Here is a 21,569-nt window from a genome sequence, read left to right as displayed (position 1 = left end):
AACTCGGCTTCGGCGCCCCTTACAGGCCGATGCCGCGCCGGTTCAGCGCGGCGGTGATCTCGTCGAGGATGGCCGGGTCGTCAATCGTTGCCGGCATGGCCCATTCCTCCTTGTCGGCGATCTTCTGCATGGTGCCGCGCAGGATCTTGCCGGAGCGCGTCTTCGGCAGGCGCTTGATCGTCACCACCGTCTTGAAGGCAGCGACCGGGCCGATCCGTTCGCGCACCAGGGTGACAACCTCATTTTCGATGATGCCGGCGTCGCGGTCGACGCCGGCATTCAGCACGACGAAGCCGAGTGGAACCTGGCCTTTCATAGCATCGGCAATACCGACGACGGCGCATTCGGCGACGTCGGGATGCGCGGCCAGAACCTCCTCCATGGCGCCGGTCGATAGCCGGTGGCCGGCGACATTGATGATGTCGTCGGTGCGAGCCATGACATAGAGATAGCCGTCCTCGTCCATCATGCCGGCATCCGCGGTTTTGTAGAAGCCGGGGAACTCGTCGAGATAGGCTTGGCGAAACCGCTCGTCGGCATTCCACAGCGTCGGCAGGCAGCCGGGGGGCAACGGCAATCTCACCACGACATTGCCAAGCGTACCACGCTTGACCTCATGCCCGGCATCGTCGAGCACGCGGATGTCATAACCGGGCATCGGCACGCCGGGCGAGCCGTATTTGACCGGCAGCAGGCCCAGTCCGGCGGGGTTGATGGTCATCGGCGAGCCGGTCTCGGTCTGCCACCAATGGTCGATCACCGGCACGGTCAATTTCTGCTCCGCCCATTTGATGGTTTCCGGATCGGCGCGCTGGCCGGCGAGGAACAGCGTCCGGAATTTGGACAGGTCGTATTTCGGGACGAATTCGCCCTTCGGGTCCTGTCCTTTGATGGCGCGAAAGGCGGTTGGCGCGGTGAACAGCGCGACGACGCCATGCTCGGCGATCACACGCCAATAGGTGCCGGCATCGGGCGTGCCGACCGGCTTGCCCTCGAACAGGATCGTTGTGCAGCCATGCAGCAGCGGGCCGTAGACGATATAGGAATGGCCGACCACCCAGCCGACATCGGAAGCCGCCCAGAACACTTCGCCCGGTTTGACGCCGAACTCGTTTTCCATCGACCATTTCAGCGCGACCATATGGCCGCCATTGTCGCGCACGATGCCCTTCGGCTGGCCGGTCGTGCCCGACGTGTAGATGATGTAGAGCGGATCGGTGGCAAGCACCGGAACACAGTCGACATTGGCACCCGCGGCCCGCTCCCGCGCCACCGCGTCGGCATAGTCGATATCGTGGTTTTCCCTGAGTTCGCAGCGCAGTTGCTCGCGCTGCAGGATAAGGCAGCTTCCCGGCTTGTGCCGCGACATCTCGATCGCCTTGTCGAGCAGCGGCTTATAGGCAACGACGCGCCCTGGCTCCAGGCCGCAGGAAGCGGAGATGATCAGCTTCGGCTTGGCGTCGTCGATGCGGGTGGCGAGCTCATGCGAGGCAAAGCCGCCGAAGACCACCGAATGCACGGCGCCGATCCGCGCGCAGGCGAGCATGGCGAAGGCTGCTTCCGGTACCATCGGCATGTAGATGATGACGCGATCGCCTTTTTGGATGCCACGATTCTTCAGCACCGAGGTCAGTGCGACCACCTCGCGCTTCAACTCGGCATAGGTGAATTTCCTGATTGTGCCCGAAATCGCGCTGTCATGAATAAGCGCGATTTGGTCGGCGCGGCCGCCCGCCACATGACGATCGACGGCATTGAAGCAGGTGTTGCACGAGGCGCCAATGAACCACCTGCCATAGACGCCGGCATTGGCGTCGAACACCGTCTCGAAGGGCGAGAACCAGTCGATTGCGCCGGCGGCATCGGCCCAGAATTTTTCCGGGTCGCGTTTCCAGCCGTCATAGACCTCGTGGTAGCGTGACGCCATCCAGCTTCCTCCCCAGGAATGTTTGCTGTCCTTGAAATAGCGTATGCTGGTTTGTGTAACCATGTATTTGTGCGTTTCGTTTGCTGTCGTTCTAACTTGGCCGCAAGTGCGGGTCATGGTGGTCTGGGGGCCGGTATCGTTCGAATTTTCGGCATTAGGGGCAGGGCGCGATGAAATTGCGATATGAGCTTGGGTTTGCCGCGGTTGCGACGCTGGCGGTGGTGCTCGCTTCAGCTGCTCAGGCAGGCGACGCGGCGGCCCGGCGCGTCATCGGCTTTTCGCCAGACGGCAACTACTTCGCCTTCGAACAGTACGGCACGCTCGATGCCGGTGCTTCGGATTCGGGCTGGTCGGAGATCGACATCATCGACACGCGGACCGATGAGTTCGTCGGCGGCAAGCCGATCGTCATCGCCGACGAGACGGAGGATTCGACATTGACGCTTGCGCAGGCGAGGGCACAGGCCGCCGAACTGGCGGCGCCCTTGCTGGCCAAATATGCCATCGCGCCGCGCGGCGAGCGGACTGCCTTGGACAGGTTCACCTTTCCCGACGACATGGTCGCCTACAATGACATTGCGCGCCTCGAGCAGGTTTCGCAAAAATGGCTTTCGCCGGCATATGACGAGCTTGGCACCATCCAGCTCGAGCAGATCCGTGCCGACAGCACGGCGGATTGTTCAGCGAGTTTCGACGCGACGCAGCAAGGCGAAACGACCGGCAAGGCGCTCGGCTTTCGCCTGACGCTGCAGGGTCAGGACGGCAAGCCGATCAAGCTGCTGCATGAGGACAAGGCGGTGCCCGGTTCGAGGAATTGCCCGACTTCCTACAGCCTGTCGGAATCTTACGCATTCACCCCCGATGGAAAACCGGGCGTGCTTGCGGTGCTCGTGCAACGCTTCAGCCAGGGATTTGAAGGGCGCGACCGCCGTTTCATCGCCGTGACTGGCCAGGCGCACTGAGGCAACGCGCTGAGACGTAGTCCGCTACCCGAGTTTGTTGTCCCTAAAGCGGGAGGGCAGCGAGCATAAGTCCGACCCCGCCGACGATCAGCAAGGCGGCTGCCAGCACCTTTCCATGGCGCTCGAAACCCGTCGGCGCCCGATCCCAATTGTAACGCATGCTCGAGCTCCCCAAACCCGCAGATTCTCTATCTTACGCAGGGTGAGGAGGGCAACTGTCTGGCGATGCGCGGCGTTGCCGATACCGGTCTTGTCACCGACTATTTCTGGGGCATTCTCCGCCGCTACATGCCCCAGCGCAGCGCGGCCGTATGTACCGGTGAATCCCACCAAACAGCCGCCTCGTCGTCGAGCATGCTCAGCGTGATCGAACAGCCGGCCATGTCGAGCGAGGTCACATAGGACCCGACCAGCGACCGGATCACCGTCACGCCGTGCTTCTCGAAGATTTTGCGGGCGCTGTTGTACATCAGATAAAGCTCCATCAACGGTGTGCCGCCAAAGCCGTTGACGAAGAGTAGCGCCTGGCCTCTGGCACCGTCGCCCAGGTCACCCAGGATTGCGGTACAGATCTCCTCGGCGATAGCATCGGCGCTTTTCAATGTGTCGCGCCGCCTCCCAGGCTCGCCGTGGATGCCGACCCCGAACTCCATCTCGCCGTCGCCGATATCGAAGGTCGGCTTGCCCGCCGCCGGCACGGTGCAACTGGTCAGCGCCACGCCCATCGAGCGCGTCGCCCCGTTGACGCGCTCGCCGAGCGCCTTCAACGGCTCCAGTGCCATGCCTTGTTCGGCCGCCGCGCCGACGATTTTCTCGACCACCAGCGTGCCGGCGACGCCGCGCCGGCCGGTGGTGTAGGACGAGTTTTCGACCGCAACGTCGTCATTGGTCACGATTTGCATCACGCCTTCCGACATTTCAGCGGCCATGTCGAAATTCATCACGTCGCCCTCGTAGTTCTTGACGATGAACAGGCAGCCGGCGCCCGTATTGACGACCTCGGCCGCCGCCATCATCTGGTCAGGCGTTGGCGAGGTGAATACCTGGCCGGGGCAGGCCGCATCCAGCATGCCGTGCCCGACGAACCCGCCATGTAGCGGCTCGTGACCCGAGCCGCCGCCGGAGATCAGCGCCACCTTGCCCGGTGTGAGCAGCTTGCGGCGGACAAATTTGTGTTCCTCGCCAAGCGCCAGGATATCGGCATGCGCGGCAACGAAGCCGTCGAGGCTCTCGGTCAGCACCGTATCGACCGAATTCAAAAATTTCTTCATGGTCGTCCTCCCGAAATAGCCAGCGTCAGCTGCCCTTGCCGGCGATGCTGGTGATCTTCTGGATGAAATCGTTGACCGCCCGGTCGAGCGCCGCGTTCTGCTTGTCGTCGCCGAAATCGGGAACGATCAGCGAGACATGGCGTGTCTTGCGCAAGCCTGCGGCCAGCGACATCTTTCCCGGATGCGCCCGATGGTAGGCCTCAAGGAAATGATCGCGTTCGGCCGGGCTGAAATGGCAGACGGAGAAGATAGCCGGCAAATGCTTCGACGGGATCGGCGTCGAATAGGCCGGGCTGGAAATCTGCGTGACGAAGCTGCGATGCTTGCCCAGCGCATCAGCGAGGCGCTGGCGCATGCCGGACGGGCGCTGGTCGATCACCTGCGACAGGATCGTCTTGTAGGCGCGGATCGCCTCTTCGGGGCCGGATTGCGACGCCTTGTCTGCCATACCGGGGCCTAGATCGAAACGTCCGCGATGGCCGCCTTGGCTATCGCGAGTTGGGCGGGAGCGACGGAGAGGTCACGCAGGCCGGTTTCGAGCAGCGCCGGGATCGAGGCGGGGTCGCCGCCGGCATCGCCACACAGGCTGACCGGGATATTATGCTCGCGGCCGAAGGCGGCAACCGAGGCGATCAGCCGGAGCACGGCCGGGTGCCTGACGGAATTCAGATGTGCGACCGACGCATTGTCGCGCGCGGCGGCCATCACGTATTGGGTCAAATCATTCGAACCGATCGAGAAGAAGGCGGCCTTGGCGAATGCCTCCGGTGCGATGGCCACCGACGGCACCTCGACCATAATGCCAAGCGGCGGCATTTTGTGCGCGATGCCGCGCGCCAAAAGGTCAGCCTGCTCCTCAGCGAACAGCGCGGTGGCGTGTTCATACTCTTCCGGAACGGCGATCATCGGGAACATCACCTTCAGATTGCCGTGCATGGCGGCACGTAGCAAGGCGCGGATCTGCACACGAAAGACCTCCGGACGCATCAGCGACAGCCTGATCCCGCGCAGGCCAAGGAATGGATTACCTTCCTCGACGGTCAGGCCCCGCACAGGTTTATCGCCGCCCGCATCGACAGTACGGATCGTCACCGGCCTGTCGCCTGCCCATTCCAGCACTCTACGGTAGGCGCGATATTGCGTCTCCTCGTCCGGCAGCGTCTTGCCGAACAGGAATTCGGTCCGCATCAGCCCGACACCGTCGCACGCCGCAGCATCGATGCGGTCGACATCGGACGGATCGGCAATATTCACCTGCACGTGGATCGCTATGCCGGTCTTCGTTGCTGCCGGCCTTGTCAAATAGGCTGCCGCTTTGTCGCGATGCGCCGCGAAAGACGATGACGATCGCCGGAATGCGTCGATCTCCGCTTTCGAAGGCGCCAATACGATGCCGCCATGTTCGGCATCGAGCAGTGCGATTCCGGCAGGGTGAGCCGGCGAAGCACCGGGCCCGGCTACCCCACGCGCTACGAGCCCCAACCCCACCACCATTGGCACGCCGCGTGAGCGTGCCAGCATTGCGACATGACTTGCGGCACTTCCGGCCGTAAGTGCTATGCCGCCGCCGGCACTCCAGTCGGTTTCGAGGAAGCGCGTCGGTGCGATATCCTCGCCGTAGAAGATCGCACCTGCCGGCGCGGCAATGTCGCCGCCCCCGGCAAGCGCGCGTTGCACCTGGTCGCGTATGTCGCGCATGTCGGCCGCGCGCGCCCGGAAATAGTCCTGCTCGGATGTTTCATAGCCGGCTATCTCGGCGTCGAGCGCTTTTCGCCAAGCCACATCAGCAGCCATGCCCTCGGCAATTCGCGCAAAGGCCGGGCCGGTCAGCGCGTCGTCCTCCAGCATGGCGAGCTGGAATTCGAGGATCCCGGCCGCCTCGCTGTCGCTGGTTTCGATCAATGTCGCGAGCCGGCCTGCGGCAATGGAGATGGCGGCCTCAAGCGCCGCCTTCTCGTCCGCGGCAGTCGCCTTGCGGACATAACGCACAGCAGCCTGGTCCAGATCGAACAGCGGCCCCTCGGCATAGCCGGCCGATGCCGAAATGCCCTGCAGCCTAAGCGGTTCGGGCATGGTCCTTGCCTTCGTCGAAATCGCGCCGCACCAGCTCGACCAGTGCGCCGACCGCCTCGCCGGCACCATCCCCTTTGGCTCTGATATGCAGGACAGTGCCTTTCGGCGCTTTCGCCGCCATCACCTTGACGATGCTCTTGGCGTCGAACCATGGCCCGTTGGCGGCGAGCGCAATCTCGACGTCGGCCGAAAACGTCTTGGCAAGCTTGGTGAACTTCACCGAAGGACGCGCATGCAGTCCCACCTCATGGGTGATCAGGACGCTGGCTTCGGCTGCTGCGGACATGCTTGTCAAAATTCCCGTTCGTTCACGACGGCGACAATTCGTGCGCCGTCGCCACCACTTCCCTGAGCGAGGCGCCGCCGGAAGCCTCGGTCGCCGCCATCACCGCGCCTTCGACGATCGGCGCATTGCAGACGATGATCTTCTGGGCGCGTGGTTCGCCGATCATCTCGACCGCCATCTCGCTATTGGTCTCGGCACCGCCGAGATCGACGAGGATCGCGACCCCCGCCTCCGACCAGGCCTTGTCGATGGCGCCCATGATCGCCTCGACATTGGTTCCCAGCCCGCCATGGCCGTTTCCGCCGCACCATGCAAGCGGCACTTCGTTGCCGACCATCTGCCGCACCATGTCGGCGGTGCCTTCGGCGACCAGCGGCGAATGCGATACGATGACGATGCCGACATTGCTCATGCGCGCCTCTCGATTGCCTCGGCTACGGCTCGCACCAGAAGCGCAGTCGAGCGTGCGCCGGCATCCATATGACCGATCGAACGGTCGCCAAGGAATGAGGCGCGCCCACGCAGCGCCTTCATCGGCACGGTCGCGTCGGCCGCGTTGTCGGCGATCTCGACGATGTCCGCTGCCGTCTTTCCCTGCAGCAGGGCCTCATGCACCGGCTGCAGCACGTCGAGCATGGTTTTTTGCCCGGCCTGCGACTTGCCTCTGGCGGCAACCGCTTCGATCGCCTTGCCGAAGGCCGCCGCCAGGTCGGCGCGACCCGGCGCGGCGGAAATCTCCTTGCCGAGCGCCATGAACAGCGTGCCGAACAAGGGACCGGAAGCTCCGCCGACGGTCATCACCAGTTTGGTGCCGATCGCCTTCAGCGCCTCGGGCAACGGCTTTGCCGCAAACGCGCCGGCCTCGGCCCGCACTGCCTCGAAGCCGCGTTTCATGTTGAGCCCATGGTCGCCGTCGCCGATGGCCTGGTCGAGACTGGTCAGCTCTTCGGCATGTGCGGCGATCGTGTTTGCCGCCGCCTCGATCAGCCTGGAAATATCCGCTGCCGCCATATCACCCATGCTCCTGGCCCCTGCGCTGCCGGCAGTACGAGAAAATTGCATATCCGGCAATTGAAGCATTCTTTTCCCCAGTCAAGCGGGTTCGAGCAACGCAGCGAGGGCAGTGAAGACCTCGGCGACGGCAAAGGCGCCGGGGTCGACCACGCCGTCGAGCTGGCTGCCAATATAGGCGGACCGCCCGGCCTTGGCCCTGCGCATGGCAGCGGTGGCCTCGGCTCCGCGTTGCGCCGCGACCGCCGCATCTTCCAGACTCCCCCTATCCAGCGCCCTCAAGGCGGGTTCCAGGGCATCGATCATCGTGCGATCGCCGACCCTCGCTCCACCATAGAAGGACATCCGATCGAGGCCGGCGAGAAGCGCCTTGGGAAGCGTTTCGCCAGACTCCAGCGCCTGCGCGGCGGCGGTGAAGAAGATCGACAACAGCACGCCGCTAGAGCCGCCCATGCTGGCGCTCAGGATGTCGCCGACGGCGGCGAGCGTTGCGGCAGGGTCAGCGAGCGGCAGTGTCGCAATGCGGCCAAGCACGCTGCGCGCACCGGCCGCCACAGTCGATCCGGTGTCACCGTCTCCCGCCTTGGCATCCAGTCCGTTCAACGCGCCTTCAAGCGAGATCAGCCGTTCGCAGACCGCGACAACCAACCGGTCGGTGCGTGCGTCCTTGCTGGCTTTCGACGCGTTGTTCGGGCCGGCGGCTTTGGCCATCGGCACGACGCTGGCTTGGCGAACGGCTCTTGCCGGCAGCCAGGCGTGAGGGCCTACCGGCGCCCGCAACGCCGCTTCGCGCGACGCATCGAGCCGGATCAGCGACAGGGAAAAGCCGTTCATGTTGAGCGCGGTCATAAGCTGCCCGGGCCCGATTGTCAGCGTCACCTTTTGTGCCAGCGGTGAAGCCAATACCGCATTGGCGACAAGCAACATTTCCAGCGGTGGCACCGAACCGAGATTATTGATCAGCAAGGCGTAGTCGCTGACCGGATCGAGCCGCGCGGCAAGGCGCTCCGACATGATCGCAACCAGCCTTTCGGCACTTTGCACCGCAATCCGCTCAACGCCCGGTTCGCCATGGATGCCGAGGCCGAGTTCAGCGTCGTTGGCGCCAAATCTTTCGTCATGGCTCTGGCCGGGGATCGAGCACGATGACAGCGATATGCCGAGTGAAACGATATCCGCCACCGCGGCCCGCGCCGCAGCGGCAACCGTCGCCAGATCGTTGCCGGCTTCCGAGAGGTGGCCGGCGATCTTGTGCACGAACAAGGTGCCGGCAACGCCACGCGGCTGGGCAATATCAGGCAGGGCAATGTCGTCCGCGACGATCACCATCTCGACGGGGAAGCCTTCGACGCGCGCCTTCTCGGCGGCCAAGCCGAAGTTGAGGCGATCGCCGGTATAGTTCTTGACGATCAGCAGGCACCCGGCGGGACCGGTCACTGCGCGGATGGCGGCCAATACCGCTTCCACGCTCGGCGAAGCAAAGATCTCGCCCGAAACCGCCGCCGTCAGCATGCCAATGCCGACAAAGCCGGCATGGGCAGGTTCGTGCCCGGCCCCGCCGCCGGAAATGACCGCGACCTTGGTCTTATCCCAGTCCGCGCGGAGAATGACCTTGATCTCGGGATAGCCGTCGAGGCGAGCGAGATCGCCGGCGCCGGTCGTACCGAGGAAGCCGTCCAGGGCCTCAGTTACGATCGTATCCCTGCGATTGAAAAAATGCTTCATCGAATTGGTCCAGTCCGGTGCCCGAAATTGCCGGTTGAAAGGTGCCAGGAAAACACTCGCGCAGCACTCACATCAGCCGTCGCCCATCGGCGCCGAAATACAGCGGCGAGCGATAGCGGATCATGATCTTGTCGCCCTGCGCCAGGTCGGTGTCGGGGTCGGTTAGCGTCACCAGCTTCCTGGTCCCCACCGTCACATGCAGATGGTTCTGGTCGCCGAGATGCTCGACCCAATCGACGACGCCGTCGGCATGGCCGTTCGCCGCCTTCTCGATCGAAAGATGTTCGGTACGAGCACCGATCGTCTTTGTTCCCGCCGGCGCGCCACCATCCGGCAGCAGTCCGACCGGCAACAAATTGATTGCCGGTTGGCCGAGCCTTGCGGCGACGTGAAGGTTTGCCGGCTCAGAATAGATCGTGCGCGGGGAACCGACCTGCACCAGCACGCCGTCGGCGAGAATGCCGATGCGGTCGGCCATGGTCATCGCTTCGATCTGGTCGTGCGTGACGTAGAGCATTGTGGCGCCGAGTTCCGCCTGGATGCGCTTCAGCTCGAGCCTGAGATCGGCGCGCAGCTTGGCGTCGAGCGACGACAGCGGCTCGTCCATCAGGTAGATCGACGGCTTGCGCACCAAAGCGCGGCCGATGGCGACGCGCTGCATCTCGCCGCCAGAGAGTTTGGTCGAGCGATTATTCAGCTTGTGGTGGATGCGCACCATCTTGGCCACGTCCTCGACGCGGCGGCGGATCTGATCCTCCGGCATTTTCCGTGCTGGCGAGCGCAGCGGAAAGGCGAGGTTGTCGTAAACCGACAGATGCGGATAGAGCGAATATTGCTGGAACACGAAAGCGGTGTCGCGCTCGGCCGGCGACAGCGTCGTCGTGTCGTGGCCGGCAATATGGATCGAGCCCGCTTCCGGACGCTCCAGCCCGGCGATCAGCCTGAGCGTCGTCGTCTTGCCGGCGCCGGTCGGCCCGAGCAGTACGACGAATTCCCCGTCGGCGATATGCAGGTCGAGATTGTCGACGGCGACATGCTCGCCAAAAGCCTTGGTCACGCTTTTGATGTGAACGTCAGCCATGATGTGCTCTCCCCTGGGAGGCCGAGTCATGGATTTCGGTGCGCACCGCACGGCCGGATCCTTTTGCGAACAGCGACAGCCGCGCGCTGCTCAGCGCCAGGCCCACATGATCGCCCGGATTGAGCCGGATTTCGGCCGGCACCCTGGCCTTGATGATGCCGTCTGCTGTCTCCACCGCCACGATCTGAGTGGTGCCGAGATATTCCGTGCCGTAAATGGCACCGCGCAGCTTCGAAGCGTCGTCGAAGCGGATGTGCTCCGGTCGGATGCCAAGCGCCATCTCGGCCGGCGCGACGTCCTCGCGGATCTCCGGCACGGCCACCTTCGCGCCTTGCACAACAATTTCCCTGGCGCCCTTTGAAAGCCCGCCGCCGAAGCCGAGGAAATTCATCGGCGGCGAGCCGATGAAGTCGGCGACGAACATCGTCGCCGGCCGGTCGTAGATCTCGCGCGGCGTGCCGAACTGCTCGATGACGCCGTGGTTCATCACCGCGATCTTGTCGGCCATCGACATCGCTTCCATCTGGTCATGCGTGACATAGACGGTGGTGGCGTGGATGCGGTTGTGCAGTTCTCGCAATTCATGGACCATCAGGTCGCGGAATTCGGTGTCGAGCGTGCCGAGCGGCTCATCCATCAGGAAACATTTTGGCCGCCGTACGATGGCGCGGCCGAGCGCCACGCGCTGGCGATCGCCGCCGGCAAGCCCGGAGACCGATTTGTTGAGCAGATGGTCGATCCGCAAAAGCTTCGCCGTCTCCTCCACTCGGCTCCGGATTTCAGCGCCTGGCATGCCTTGCGCCAGCAGTGGAAAGCCGATGTTCTTCTGCACATTCATGTGCGGATAGAGCGCGAACAGCTGGAAGACGAAGGCGATGTCGCGCTCGCGGGCACGCCGCATGGTGACGTCCTCGCCGCCAAGCAGGATCTTGCCGCCGGTCGGCAGTTCGAGCCCGGCGATCATGCGCAACGTCGTCGTCTTGCCGCAGCCGGACGGCCCCAGCATGACGAAGAATTCGCCGTCCTCGACGACGAAGTTGGAATCCTGCACGGCGACGAAATCGCCGAATGCCTTCCTCAGATGTTCGACCCTGATCTCGGCCATCGTCTACTCCGGAAATTTCGAGACGATGATGAACATCGCCGTGCCCGCAAGCATGGTGATGAAGGAATAGGTGTAGAGCACCAGTGCGAAGGGCTGGAACAGCATCAGGAAGCCGATGGCGATGATCGCGGTGGCGACGTTTTCCATCAGCCCGCGCCTGGCCCAGACGGGCCAGCGCGATTTGCGTTTTGCGGTCATGCTCATTTACGCACCGCGCCAAAGGTGATGCCGCGCAGCAATTGCTTGCGAAGCAGGATGGTGAAGACCAGGATCGGCACCAGGAAGATCGTCGTGCCGGCCGCGACCGCCGGCCAGTCCTGACCGCCTTCGCCGATGATGGTCGGGATGAAGGGCGGCGCGGTCTGCGCCGTGCCCGAGGTCAGTAGCGCAGCGAACGCATATTCGTTCCAGGCAAAGATCAGGCAGAAGATGGCGGTTGCGGCAATACCGGTGGTCGCCTGCGGCAGTACCGTGCGCCAGAACGCCTGCAGCCTGGTGTAGCCGTCGATCATCGCCGCTTCTTCATATTCGCGCGGGATCTCGTCGATGAAGCCTTTCAGCAGCCACACCGCCAAGGACACGTTGACCGCCGTATAAAGCAGGATCATGCCGAGAGCCGTGTCCGACAGGCCAAGCTCCCGGTACATCAGGTAGATCGGGATGGCGACGGCGATCGGCGGCATCATCCGCGTCGACAGGATGAAGAACAGAAGGTCGTCGGCGAGCGGCACCTTGAAGCGCGAAAAACCATAGGCCGACAGCGTGCCGAGGAACACCGCGCAAAACGTCGAGCCGAACGCGATGATCAGCGAATTGACGAAGCGCGGCATGAAGTTGGACGGGCCGGCGATCACCATGTTGCGCTTGCGCACCGTCTCGTCGCACAGGCCCGTCGCCGGTCCCAGCGAGTTGATGTATTCCGGTGTTTGCCGAGTCCGGGTCGAGAACAGGTTGCAGTAGCCCTCGAGGCTGGGCTGGAACAGGATCTTCGGCGGATAGGCGATCGAATCCGGCGGCGTCTTGAAGCTGGTGGCGAAGATCCACAGCAGCGGCACGATCGAGATCAGCGCGTAGGCGACGATGATCGTGCCGGCGACGCGCTTCGACGTGGCCGACGGCGCGACAACGGAATGGGCTGACGTCAGGCTCATCTCTGCTTCACCTTGTTGAGCGCCTTGACGTAGATGTTTGCGAGGCCAAACACTGCGACGAACAGGATGATGGCGAAGGCCGAGGAATAGCCCGTCCGCCAGCTTTCGAAGGCCTGCCGCTTCAGCGTGATCGAGGCCACTTCGGTGGTTGATCCCGGCCCGCCGCCGGTGAGCAAATTGACCATGTCGAACATCTTGAAGTTCTCGATGCCGCGAAACAGCACCGCCAGCATGATGAAGGGCAGCGCCATCGGCAGCGTGATCGACCAGAACTGCCGCCAGTTGGAGGCGCGGTCGACCTCGGCCGCTTCGTAGATGTATTCGGGGATCGAGCGCAGGCCAGCGAGGCAGATCAGCATCACGTAAGGCGTCCACATCCAGGTGTCGACGATGATGATCGACCATGGCGCCAGTGACACGTTGGAGAGCATGCTGATTTCGGTTGCCGGAATGCCGGTGACGAACGAAACGGCGTAGGCGAACAGCCCGATCTGCGGCTCGTAGAGGAAGCGCCAGAAATTACCGACCACCGCCGGCGACAGCATCATCGGCACCAGGATGATTGTCGTCCAGAAGGCGTGGCCGCGAAACTTGCGGTCGATCAGCCAAGCCAGCGTGAAGCCGATCAGCGTCTGCAGCAGGATGGTCCAGAACACGAAATGCGCCGTCGTCTGCATGGCGATCCAGATGTCCTGGTCGGCGAGGATGCGCTTGTAGTTTGCCAGCCCAAGGTTCTTCACAACCTCGTTGGGCCGATTGGCGCGAAAATTGGTGAAGGACAGATAGATTGCCCAGAACAGCGGAAAGATGTTGATAGCTAAAAGCAACAGGATCGTCGGCGAGATGAACAGCCAGGCGAGGCCCTTGTCGCTGATGCCCCGGACCTTGCGGGCCAACGGCTCGGGCGTAGCCCGGGCAACGCTGTCCGCCGTCCGATTGAGCATGGTCAGTCCTGCTTCGGTCACTTGGCTCGTCTCGACAATGGAATTTATCTGAACTGTGTCCCGTGCCAAGTGGCACGGGACGGTTCGGTCATGGGCTCGGGAGGAGCCGTTTACATCTTGCCATCGTCCTGGAAGACCTCGGTCCAGTCCTTGACGAGGCCGTCGAGCGCATCCTTGGCCGAGCCTTGCCCGGCAACGACATAGTCGTGGAAGCGCTTCTGCGATGCCTGCAACAGCGGGGCATAGCTCGGCTCGGCCCAGAAGTCCTTCACGATGGCCATCGAGTCGAGGAAGGTCTGCGCGTAGGGCTGGCTGGCCGGGAAGGCCGGGTCCTTGACGACCGCGTTGAGGCAGGAATAGCCGCCGAGCGACCACCATTTGGACTGCACGTCCTTGTTGGCGAACCATTTGATGTATTTGAGCGCGGCTTCCTGCTTGTCGGAATAGGAGACCACCGAGATGCCCTGGCCGCCGAGCTGGGCGAACTGGTCCCCGTCCGGACCTTTGGGATTGACGAAATAGCCGATCTTGTCGCCGCCGACATTCTCGTCCTTCTGCAGGCCTGGCCAGGTGAAGGCGAAGTTCATGTGCATCGCCACCTGGCCGGATTTGAACGCATCGACGCCTTCGCCCATGTAGCTGTTCGAGGCGCCGGGAGGGGTGCAGCAATCGTAGAGGGCTTTGTAGAACTCCAGGCCCTTCACCGATTTATCGGAGTTGACGAAGCCTTCCATCTCGTAGGGCTTTTTCGGGTTTTCGTACTGGAAGCCGAAGCTGTAGAGGACGTCCATGGCGCCCATGGTGATGCCTTCCGAGCCGCGCTCGGTGTAGATCGACGCGCCATAGACGGTCTTGCCGTCGATGTCGCGCTTCTGGAAGAATTCGGCGATCTGCTTCAATTGGTCGAAGGTCGTCGGCGGGCCGAGATCCCAGCCGTACTTTTCCTTGAATTCCTTCTGCAGCTCCGGCTTGGAGAACCAGTCCTTGCGGTAAGTCCAACCGACGACGTCACCCATGGCCGGCAGCGCCCAGTAATTCGGCGAGTTCTTCGGCCATTCCGAATAGCCGACGACGGTCGCCGGCACGAAATCGTCCATGCTGATCTTCTCCTTGTCGAAGAAGTCGTTCAGCTTGACGTAATGGCCGTTCTCGGCGGCACCGCCGATCCACTGGCTGTCGCCGATGATGAGGTCGCACAGCTTGCCGTGCGAATTCAGCTCGTTGAGAAAGCGATCGGCATAGTTGGTCCACGGCACGAATTCGAATTTCATGCCGATGCCGGTTTCCTTGGTGAAGTCCTTGGACAATTCCACAAGCGCGTTGGCCGGGTCCCAGGCTGCCCAGCAAAGCGTCAGATCTTCTGCCTGCGCGACATTCGAAACGGCTGTCGACGCAAAGAGTGTCGATGCCAGTCCCAACGCCAATTTCAAGGTCGATTTCATGCCTTCCTCCCATTTGCGAAACGCGTCCGGATGACGGTTTCAAGAGCCCGCTAAACCCCTCCTCGGGGGCCCAAACACAACGACGCGGCGGCGCACCGGATGTTTAGTAATTTGTTTAGTGATGCAATTTTTACTAAACAAGGCAAGCGAATTCGTTGCTGCATCGCAGCATGCTGGATAGGAAAGCAACGTGAGAAGTTGCGGCGACCTGCCTAGGTCACCGTCTTGTTGCTGACGGCCACCGGACGGATCACTGGGGCCGGCGGCAGCAGCGCGCGGATATCGGCGAAGGGGAAGACTGGCTCGAAGCGGAAGGCCTCGGCGAACGATCCGGCTGGGCCGTTGCACTGGCCGGCGCGAAAGGCGTTCTGCGTGCGCGCCGCGTCGACGAAACGCTCGGGATCCTGCGACTGGTGCGCCCGGATCGCCTCCGCCTTGAGATCGAAATGCCTGGAGGTATCGACGTAGTGCGTTGGCGAAAACCCGGTGCCGCCGAACGTGTCGGCATGTAGCACCGGCACCGAGAATGACGCTGCGATGCGCACGCCATCCGACAGCGCGCGGTGGTCGCCATGATAGTCGTTCGGCGCATGCGTTATCACCAGATCCGGCCCTATCTCGCCGATCAGTGCTTTGAGCGCCCCGATCAGCGCGGCATCCGCGACCAGCCCGCCATCGGGAAAGTCGAGGAAGCGCGGCGTCACGCCAAGCAGGCCGGCCGCCGCCGTCGCCTCCTTGCGGCGCGTGCGGGCCAGCGCTGACGGATCGCCGTAGCCGCCCCTGGTGCCATCCGTGGCTATGGCAAAAAAGAGTTCTGCGCCTTGCGCGGCATAGGCCGCCATCGTACCGAACATGAAGATCTCGATGTCGTCCGAATGCGCGCCAAGCGCCAATATCTTCACTCTCATCTCTCCCGGAAATGGAAAAACGTGCCCAACGGAATTCTGCTCGCGCTCATCGCCTATGCAAGCTATTCGTGCAGCGACGCGGTTGTCAAAAGCCTGGGCGGGCAGTTCAACGTCTTCGAGATCGGCTTCTTCTCGACATTGTTTGCCGGCTGCTTTCTGCTCTTTGCCAGGCCGGCAGGCGAGCGCTGGCTCGATTTCTGGCGCACCAACCGGCCCTGGGCGGTACAGGCCCGGGCCTGGGCCGGCATCGCCTCGGGCGTGCTCAGCGTCTATGCCTTCACCACCATCCCGCTGGCGGAAGTCTATGCGCTCATCTTTCTGGCGCCGCTGTTCGTCACTATCCTGGCCACGCTGGTCCTCAAGGAAAAGGTCGGCCCATGGCGATGGCTGGCGGTCGTCGCCGGCTTTGCCGGGGTCATGCTGGTCGTCAGGCCTGGTTTTCGCGAGTTGCAGCTTGGCCATCTGGCGGCGTTCATCATCGCCTTCCTGGCCGCCACCAATGTCATCCTGATGCGTTCGCTCGCCGCGCAGGAAAAGCGCACAACGATGCTCGGCGTGCTGATCGGCTACGGCCTGCTCTTCAACGGCGTCGGTGCGGCGGCTACCTCGTTCTCGCTGCCGGATGGCAGGCAATGGGCCTGGCTGGTGCTGGCCGGCGCCTTTACCGCCGGCGGCCAGCTGCTGCATCTGCTGGCGGTCAAATACGCGCCGGCCAACCGCATCGCGCCGACGCATTACTCGCAGATCGTCTGGGCGGTGGTTCTAGGTGCGCTGTTCTTCAGGGAATATCCGGATTTTCTGTCGCTGGTCGGCTTGGCCGTGGTCGGCGGTTCCGGCCTGCTAACGATGGTGCGCGAGGAGGTGCGGCTCGGCACGGTGCGCTGGAACCCGTTTTTGCGGACCAGGCTTTGAGTCGGCGCCGAGGTTGCGCCGCGACCGCCACCGCTGATATGCGGTCGCTGCCAACTGGCTGCACAGCATAGCACAATGACGACAAAACCCTTGCCGGACCTGCCGGTCTCCGTTGTCTTGCCGGCGCTCAATGAAACGCTGAGCCATGGTAACAGCGCCGTGCTGGTGGCGCCGCCCGGTGCCGGCAAGACGACGCTGGTTCCACTGGCGCTGCTCGACGCTGAATGGCTCGGCGGCGGAAAGATCATCCTGCTCGAGCCTCGCCGCCTCGCCGCCCGCGCTGCCGCCCGCCGCATGGCCGAATTGCTCGGCCAAGAGCCCGGCGAAACCGTCGGCTATGCCATGCGCATGGAAAACCGCAGTTCCGCAAAGACCAGGATTCTCGTCGTCACCGAAGGCGTGCTGTCCCGCATGATCCTCGACGACCCGGAACTGCCTGGTGTCGCGGCGGTGCTATTCGACGAGTTCCACGAACGCTCGCTCGACGGCGATTTCGGGTTGGCGCTGGCGCTCGACGTGCAGGGTGCGCTGAGGCTCGAACTCAGATTGCTGGTGATGTCGGCAACGCTCGACGGCGCGCGTGTCGCAAAATTGCTGTCCGGCGCGCCGGTGATCGAGAGCGCAGGCCGCGCCTTCCCGGTCGACATCCGCTATGACGAGCGGCCGGCCGGCGTCACCATCGAGGACGCCATGGCCAAGGCGATCCGCTCGGCGCTTGCCGGGGAGGAGGGCAGCGTGCTCGCTTTCCTGCCCGGCCAGCGCGAGATCGAGCGCACCGCCGAGCGGCTGGCGGGCAAGGTCGGCGCCGATACCGACATCGTGCCGCTCTATGGTATGCTCGACAACAAGGCGCAGGACGCGGCGATCAAGCCGGCGCCGCTCGGCCGCCGCAAGGTCGTGCTGGCGACGTCGATCGCCGAAACCTCCATCACCATCGACGGCGTGCGCGTCGTCATCGATTCCGGCCTGTCGCGGCTGCCGCGCTATGAGCCAGCGAGCGGCCTGACGCGGCTGGAGACGGTACGTGCTTCCCGCGCTTCCGCCGACCAGCGCGCCGGCCGTGCCGGGCGCACGCAGCCGGGCGTCGCCATCCGGTTGTGGCGGGCCGAGCAGACGGCGGCCCTGCCGGCCTTCACGCCGCCGGAAATCCTCGAGGCCGATCTTTCCGGCCTGTTGCTCGATAGCGCGGCGTTCGGCGTCGCCGATCCGACCAGCCTGTCCTTCCTCGACCCCCCGCCGGCTTCGGCGCTCACCGAGGCGAGGGTACTGCTACGTGCGCTCGATGCTGTCGATGCGGCAGGACGCCTGACGGATGCCGGTGCCGCGATGCGCAGGCTGGCGCTACCGGTGCGGCTCGCCCACATGGTCGCCGAGGCGGCAAGGACCGGAGAGGCGCTCGAGGCGGCGATGCTCGCCGTATTATTGACCGAGCGTGGCCTTGGCGGCGATGGTGCCGATCTCGAACGGCGGCTGCTGCGCTTTCGCGCCGAAAGATCGCCGCGCGCCACCGCCGCCCGGCAGCTGGCTGAGAGGCTGGCAAAGCAGGCTTCACCCTCCCCCTTGAGGGGAGGGTCGGCGAGCGAGCCGAGCGCAGCGAGACGAGGGAGACGGGGCGGGGTCGTCGATGGCGTGCCCGAACCGACCCCACCCCGATCCGCCACGCGGATCGACGCGCCGGGGCGAGCCACGGGTCTCGCCCGTCCTTCCGACCCCCTCAAGGGGGAGGGCAGCACAGCCGGCGCTCTCCTCATCCATGCCTGGCCGGATCGGGTCGCCAAAGCGCGCGGCGAGCGTGGCCGCTTCGTGCTTGCCAACGGCTCGGGCGCCATGCTCGACCCCTCCGATCCGCTGGCCGGCGAGACCTGGCTCGTCGTCGCCGACCTGCAGGGCAAGGCGCAGAACGCCCGCATCACCGCAGCGGCAGCCATCGATGAGGCCGACATCCGCACTGCCCTGGCGGAAAAGATCGAGACCCGCCGCGAGGTGAGCTTCGACCGCGACAGGCGCGCGGTGCGGGTGCGCGAAACGGTTCGCCTCGGCGCCATCACGCTGTCCGAACGCATGCTGCCGGCGCCGACCGGTGCCGACGCGGATCGCGCCATCCTCGACGCCTTGCGCGAACACGGCCTAGCCCTGTTGCCGTGGAACAGGGAGGCGGAGACGTTGCGGCAGCGGCTCGGCTGGCTGCATCGCGGCCTCGGCGCGCCATGGCCCGATGTCTCCGACGCCGCGCTCGTCGAGCGCCTCGACGACTGGCTGCTGCCGTTCCTTTCCGGCGCGGCATCCTTTGCGGCAATCGATCCCAGCGTGCTTTCGCAAGGCCTGATGACGCTGGTGCCGCACGAATTGCAGCGCAAGATCGACACATTGGCGCCGACCCATTTCGACGCGCCGTCGGGCAGCCGGCTGCCGATCCGCTATGACGGCGAATGGCCGGTGCTGGCGATCCGCGTGCAGGAACTGTTCGGCTTCGACCGGCATCCGGCGATCGCCAACGGCACTGTGCCGCTGACGCTCGAATTGCTGTCGCCGGCTCACCGGCCGATCCAGACGACGCGCGACCTGCCCGGCTTCTGGCGCGGCTCCTGGGCCGATGTGCGGGCAGAGATGCGCGGCCGCTATCCCAGGCATGTCTGGCCGGAGAACCCGCTTCTCGCCGCCGCCACCAGCCGCGCCAAGCCGCGCGGTACCTGATGCTTCCAGACTGTCATTCCGAACCGAGGGCCGGCTTCGGCGGTTTTCGGAAAAGACCTCCGGCTGTTTCCCCTCTATAATCACTTGCCATGATAAACATCCTGCACGCACCCGACTTCCAGCAAAGCCAGCGGCTGCGCCTCAACACGCTGATCAGGTTGCGCTGGCTTGCCATCGTCGGCCAGAGCCTGACCGTGCTTGTCGTCGCTTACGGGCTGAAATTTCCGCTGCCGGTCAGCATGTGTTTTGCGCTGATCGCCTGTTCGGCCTGGATGAACCTTTTGCTGACCTTCCGCTATCCGGCGGCGCATCGGCTTACCCCGTTCTCGGCCTTCGCCATCCTGACCTTCGACAGCCTGCAGCTTGCCGGCCTGCTCTACATGACCGGCGGACTCACCAATCCGTTTTCGCTGCTGATGACCGTGCCCGTCGTCGTCTCGGCGACGTCGCTGCCGCTGCGGCTGACCGCCATGCTCGGCGCGCTGGTGATCGTGGCGGCGACGCTGCTGGTCTTTTACCACCTGCCGCTGCCATGGCATGAGGGCGCGCCATTGGCGATGCCGTTCATCTATGTCGCAGGCATGTGGATGGCGGTGTTCTGCTCCATCGCCTTTACCGCGATCTATGCCTTCCGGGTGGCCGAGGAGGCGCGGCTGCTTGCCAACGCGCTTGCCGCCACGGAATTGGTGTTGCAGCGAGAGCAGCATCTCTCTGCCCTCGACGGCCTCGCCGCGGCCGCCGCGCACGAGCTCGGCACACCGCTCGCCACCATCACACTGGTCGCCAAGGAAATGGAGAAGGCGCTTGGCGAAGATCCGAAATACGGCGAGGACGTGAAGCTGCTGCGTTCGCAGAGCGAGCGCTGCCGCGAAATCCTGAAGCGCCTGACCAGCCTGTCCTCCGAGAGCGAGGTGCACCTCTCGCGCCTGCCGCTGACCTCGCTGGTCGAGGAGGTGACGGCGCCGCACCGCGATTTCGGCATTTCGATCAAGCTTCGGCCGGGCGAGCGCATCGGCCCGGAACCGGTGGGCCGGCGCAATCCCGGCGTCATTTACGGCCTCGGCAATCTGGTCGAGAACGCGGTCGACTTCGCCCGCAACAGCGTGACAGTGCGCTGGAACTGGAATGAAGCCGCCGTCAGCTTCTCGATCATCGACGACGGGCCGGGCTTTCCACCGGAGATCATCGACCGTATCGGCGAACCCTATATGTCGACACGACAAGGCACCGAAGCCGGCGGCGGCCTCGGCCTCGGCCTATTCATCGCCAAGACCTTGCTCGAACGCTCCGGCGCGACGCTCGATTTCCGCAATTCAAGCGAGCCCGGCGAGGGCGCTATCGTGCAGATATCGTGGCCGCGCAGCGTCTTCCTCAATCCCGAGCAGGCTTCGGCCACCATGTTCGACACGGCCTAAATTGGACAATAGCGTTGCGAAACTATATTTGCGTAAAAATCAGGCAGCAGGATTTTCAGCACGATGAGTACTGACGAAACGATTGGCGCAATGGTCGAAGGCGAGGATACCTCGCTGCTGATCGTAGACGACGACAAGCCGTTCCTGACGCGGCTTGCCCGCGCCATGGAAACCAGGGGTTTCGTGGTCGAGACGGCGGAGAGCGTCGAGGAGGCGGTTGCCAAAGCGCGCGCCAATCCGCCGGCCTATGCGGTGGTCGACATGCGGCTGGCCGACGGCAACGGCCTCGACGTCGTCGCCGCGATTCGCGAGAAGCGCGACGATGCCCGCGCCATCATCCTCACCGGCTACGGCAACATCGCCACTGCGGTGACGGCGGTAAAGCTCGGCGCCATCGACTATCTGTCGAAGCCGGCCGATGCCGACGATATTTTTGCCGCCCTGACCCGCACCGCGGGCGAACGCGCAGCGCCGCCAGAAAATCCGATGTCGGCCGATCGCGTGCGCTGGGAACACATCCAGCGCGTCTACGAAATGTGCGACCGCAACGTCTCGGAAACCGCACGCCGCCTGAACATGCATCGCCGCACGCTGCAACGCATCCTCGCCAAGCGCGCGCCGCGCTAAAGGGCTCTCATTACAGGCTTGCCCGGCCAGCGCTG

General features: G+C 64.0%; 20 protein-coding genes. 5 read left to right on the top strand and 15 right to left on the bottom strand.

Annotation, left to right across the window (positions count from 1 at the left end; genetic code table 11):
• Positions 1-19: 19 nt before the first annotated feature.
• Positions 20-1,927, bottom strand: coding sequence for a propionyl-CoA synthetase (locus NKI17_RS03860; protein WP_352905423.1), 1,908 nt, complete (start codon positions 1,925-1,927; stop codon positions 20-22).
• 170 nt (positions 1,928-2,097) lie between these two features.
• Here NKI17_RS03860 and NKI17_RS03855 point away from each other — a divergent pair, with 170 nt between their 5' ends.
• Positions 2,098-2,889, top strand: coding sequence for a DUF2259 domain-containing protein (locus NKI17_RS03855; protein ID WP_352839976.1), 792 nt, complete (start codon positions 2,098-2,100; stop codon positions 2,887-2,889).
• A gap of 284 nt (positions 2,890-3,173) precedes the next feature.
• Here the strand turns inward: NKI17_RS03855 and dhaK are convergent, their stop codons facing one another.
• The 14 genes from dhaK to NKI17_RS03785 form a co-directional block, all read right to left on the bottom strand.
• Positions 3,174-4,160, bottom strand: coding sequence for a dihydroxyacetone kinase subunit DhaK (dhaK, locus tag NKI17_RS03850; RefSeq protein WP_352681376.1), 987 nt, complete (start codon positions 4,158-4,160; stop codon positions 3,174-3,176).
• 25 nt (positions 4,161-4,185) lie between these two features.
• Complete coding sequence (locus NKI17_RS03845) at positions 4,186-4,608, bottom strand: hypothetical protein (RefSeq protein ID WP_023676327.1); 423 nt, start codon at positions 4,606-4,608, stop codon at positions 4,186-4,188.
• An 8-nt stretch (positions 4,609-4,616) separates the two neighbouring features.
• Complete coding sequence (gene ptsP / locus NKI17_RS03840) at positions 4,617-6,233, bottom strand: phosphoenolpyruvate--protein phosphotransferase (RefSeq protein ID WP_352905422.1); 1,617 nt, start codon at positions 6,231-6,233, stop codon at positions 4,617-4,619.
• The gene (locus tag NKI17_RS03835; protein ID WP_023676329.1) at positions 6,217-6,519 is read right to left on the bottom strand and encodes an HPr family phosphocarrier protein; all 303 of its coding nucleotides are present in this window, start codon (positions 6,517-6,519) and stop codon (positions 6,217-6,219) included. The genes ptsP and NKI17_RS03835 overlap by 17 nt, the downstream gene beginning before the upstream one ends.
• A 22-nt stretch (positions 6,520-6,541) precedes the next feature.
• Positions 6,542-6,931, bottom strand: coding sequence for a dihydroxyacetone kinase phosphoryl donor subunit DhaM (gene dhaM / locus NKI17_RS03830; RefSeq protein ID WP_352448466.1), 390 nt, complete (start codon positions 6,929-6,931; stop codon positions 6,542-6,544).
• Entirely contained in the window at positions 6,928-7,530 is a 603-nt protein-coding gene (dhaL, locus tag NKI17_RS03825) for a dihydroxyacetone kinase subunit DhaL (RefSeq protein WP_023676330.1), read from the bottom strand. The genes dhaM and dhaL overlap by 4 nt, the downstream gene beginning before the upstream one ends.
• An 81-nt stretch (positions 7,531-7,611) precedes the next feature.
• Complete coding sequence (locus NKI17_RS03820) at positions 7,612-9,255, bottom strand: dihydroxyacetone kinase subunit DhaK (protein WP_352591120.1); 1,644 nt, start codon at positions 9,253-9,255, stop codon at positions 7,612-7,614.
• 67 nt (positions 9,256-9,322) lie between these two features.
• Positions 9,323-10,336, bottom strand: a complete 1,014-nt coding sequence (locus NKI17_RS03815) for an ABC transporter ATP-binding protein (protein WP_352591123.1) — start codon at positions 10,334-10,336, stop codon at positions 9,323-9,325.
• Entirely contained in the window at positions 10,329-11,441 is a 1,113-nt protein-coding gene (locus tag NKI17_RS03810; RefSeq protein ID WP_352591126.1) for an ABC transporter ATP-binding protein, read from the bottom strand. The genes NKI17_RS03815 and NKI17_RS03810 overlap by 8 nt, the downstream gene beginning before the upstream one ends.
• A gap of 3 nt (positions 11,442-11,444) precedes the next feature.
• On the bottom strand, positions 11,445-11,645 hold the full coding sequence (locus tag NKI17_RS03805) for a hypothetical protein (protein ID WP_023676334.1): 201 nt from the start codon (positions 11,643-11,645) through the stop codon (positions 11,445-11,447).
• Entirely contained in the window at positions 11,642-12,592 is a 951-nt protein-coding gene (locus NKI17_RS03800) for a carbohydrate ABC transporter permease (protein ID WP_023676335.1), read from the bottom strand. Before NKI17_RS03800 ends, NKI17_RS03805 begins: the two co-directional genes overlap by 4 nt.
• Positions 12,589-13,536 carry a carbohydrate ABC transporter permease gene (locus NKI17_RS03795; RefSeq protein ID WP_031211681.1) on the bottom strand — a complete coding sequence of 316 codons (948 nt, stop codon included), beginning with the start codon at positions 13,534-13,536 and terminating at the stop codon, positions 12,589-12,591. Before NKI17_RS03795 ends, NKI17_RS03800 begins: the two co-directional genes overlap by 4 nt.
• A gap of 110 nt (positions 13,537-13,646) precedes the next feature.
• Positions 13,647-14,978 carry an ABC transporter substrate-binding protein gene (locus tag NKI17_RS03790; RefSeq protein WP_352454682.1) on the bottom strand — a complete coding sequence of 444 codons (1,332 nt, stop codon included), beginning with the start codon at positions 14,976-14,978 and terminating at the stop codon, positions 13,647-13,649.
• Positions 14,979-15,190: 212 nt separating this feature from the next.
• On the bottom strand, positions 15,191-15,880 hold the full coding sequence (locus NKI17_RS03785) for a PIG-L deacetylase family protein (protein WP_352623303.1): 690 nt from the start codon (positions 15,878-15,880) through the stop codon (positions 15,191-15,193).
• Between the two features lie 27 nt (positions 15,881-15,907).
• Between NKI17_RS03785 and NKI17_RS03780 the strand changes: the two genes are divergently transcribed.
• From NKI17_RS03780 to NKI17_RS03765, 4 genes are all read left to right on the top strand, one after another.
• Positions 15,908-16,798 carry a DMT family transporter gene (locus NKI17_RS03780; RefSeq protein WP_352577799.1) on the top strand — a complete coding sequence of 297 codons (891 nt, stop codon included), beginning with the start codon at positions 15,908-15,910 and terminating at the stop codon, positions 16,796-16,798.
• 75 nt (positions 16,799-16,873) lie between these two features.
• Positions 16,874-19,492: an ATP-dependent helicase HrpB gene (gene hrpB, locus NKI17_RS03775; RefSeq protein WP_352577798.1), complete on the top strand. Its 2,619-nt coding sequence runs from the start codon at positions 16,874-16,876 to the stop codon at positions 19,490-19,492.
• 89 nt (positions 19,493-19,581) lie between these two features.
• A complete protein-coding gene (locus tag NKI17_RS03770; protein ID WP_352448476.1) occupies positions 19,582-20,907 on the top strand; it encodes an ActS/PrrB/RegB family redox-sensitive histidine kinase in 1,326 nt (441 codons plus the stop codon).
• 63 nt (positions 20,908-20,970) lie between these two features.
• Positions 20,971-21,534 (top strand): ActR/PrrA/RegA family redox response regulator transcription factor, encoded by a 564-nt coding sequence (locus tag NKI17_RS03765; protein ID WP_023676342.1) that lies wholly within the window; start codon positions 20,971-20,973, stop codon positions 21,532-21,534.
• Positions 21,535-21,569: the final 35 nt, after the last annotated feature.

This window comes from Mesorhizobium sp. M0816 (assembly GCF_040320005.1).
In the GTDB taxonomy this organism is placed as follows: domain Bacteria; phylum Pseudomonadota; class Alphaproteobacteria; order Rhizobiales; family Rhizobiaceae; genus Mesorhizobium.
Note: the sequence above shows the minus strand (reverse complement) of the source record. Positions and strands in the feature narration are given on the sequence as shown.

What these genes read in the sequence shown, in the direction of transcription:
- NKI17_RS03860 (WP_352905423.1), bottom strand. Translation starts at nt 1,927, where the DNA reads ATGGCGTCACGCTACCACGAGGTCTATGACGGCTGGAAACGCGACCCG.
- NKI17_RS03855 (WP_352839976.1), top strand. Translation starts at nt 2,098, where the DNA reads ATGAAATTGCGATATGAGCTTGGGTTTGCCGCGGTTGCGACGCTGGCG.
- dhaK (WP_352681376.1), bottom strand. Translation starts at nt 4,160, where the DNA reads ATGAAGAAATTTTTGAATTCGGTCGATACGGTGCTGACCGAGAGCCTC.
- NKI17_RS03845 (WP_023676327.1), bottom strand. Translation starts at nt 4,608, where the DNA reads ATGGCAGACAAGGCGTCGCAATCCGGCCCCGAAGAGGCGATCCGCGCC.
- ptsP (WP_352905422.1), bottom strand. Translation starts at nt 6,233, where the DNA reads ATGCCCGAACCGCTTAGGCTGCAGGGCATTTCGGCATCGGCCGGCTAT.
- NKI17_RS03835 (WP_023676329.1), bottom strand. Translation starts at nt 6,519, where the DNA reads ATGTCCGCAGCAGCCGAAGCCAGCGTCCTGATCACCCATGAGGTGGGA.
- dhaM (WP_352448466.1), bottom strand. Translation starts at nt 6,931, where the DNA reads ATGAGCAATGTCGGCATCGTCATCGTATCGCATTCGCCGCTGGTCGCC.
- dhaL (WP_023676330.1), bottom strand. Translation starts at nt 7,530, where the DNA reads ATGGCGGCAGCGGATATTTCCAGGCTGATCGAGGCGGCGGCAAACACG.
- NKI17_RS03820 (WP_352591120.1), bottom strand. Translation starts at nt 9,255, where the DNA reads ATGAAGCATTTTTTCAATCGCAGGGATACGATCGTAACTGAGGCCCTG.
- NKI17_RS03815 (WP_352591123.1), bottom strand. Translation starts at nt 10,336, where the DNA reads ATGGCTGACGTTCACATCAAAAGCGTGACCAAGGCTTTTGGCGAGCAT.
- NKI17_RS03810 (WP_352591126.1), bottom strand. Translation starts at nt 11,441, where the DNA reads ATGGCCGAGATCAGGGTCGAACATCTGAGGAAGGCATTCGGCGATTTC.
- NKI17_RS03805 (WP_023676334.1), bottom strand. Translation starts at nt 11,645, where the DNA reads ATGAGCATGACCGCAAAACGCAAATCGCGCTGGCCCGTCTGGGCCAGG.
- NKI17_RS03800 (WP_023676335.1), bottom strand. Translation starts at nt 12,592, where the DNA reads ATGAGCCTGACGTCAGCCCATTCCGTTGTCGCGCCGTCGGCCACGTCG.
- NKI17_RS03795 (WP_031211681.1), bottom strand. Translation starts at nt 13,536, where the DNA reads ATGCTCAATCGGACGGCGGACAGCGTTGCCCGGGCTACGCCCGAGCCG.
- NKI17_RS03790 (WP_352454682.1), bottom strand. Translation starts at nt 14,978, where the DNA reads ATGAAATCGACCTTGAAATTGGCGTTGGGACTGGCATCGACACTCTTT.
- hrpB (WP_352577798.1), top strand. Translation starts at nt 16,874, where the DNA reads ATGACGACAAAACCCTTGCCGGACCTGCCGGTCTCCGTTGTCTTGCCG.
- NKI17_RS03770 (WP_352448476.1), top strand. Translation starts at nt 19,582, where the DNA reads ATGATAAACATCCTGCACGCACCCGACTTCCAGCAAAGCCAGCGGCTG.
- NKI17_RS03765 (WP_023676342.1), top strand. Translation starts at nt 20,971, where the DNA reads ATGAGTACTGACGAAACGATTGGCGCAATGGTCGAAGGCGAGGATACC.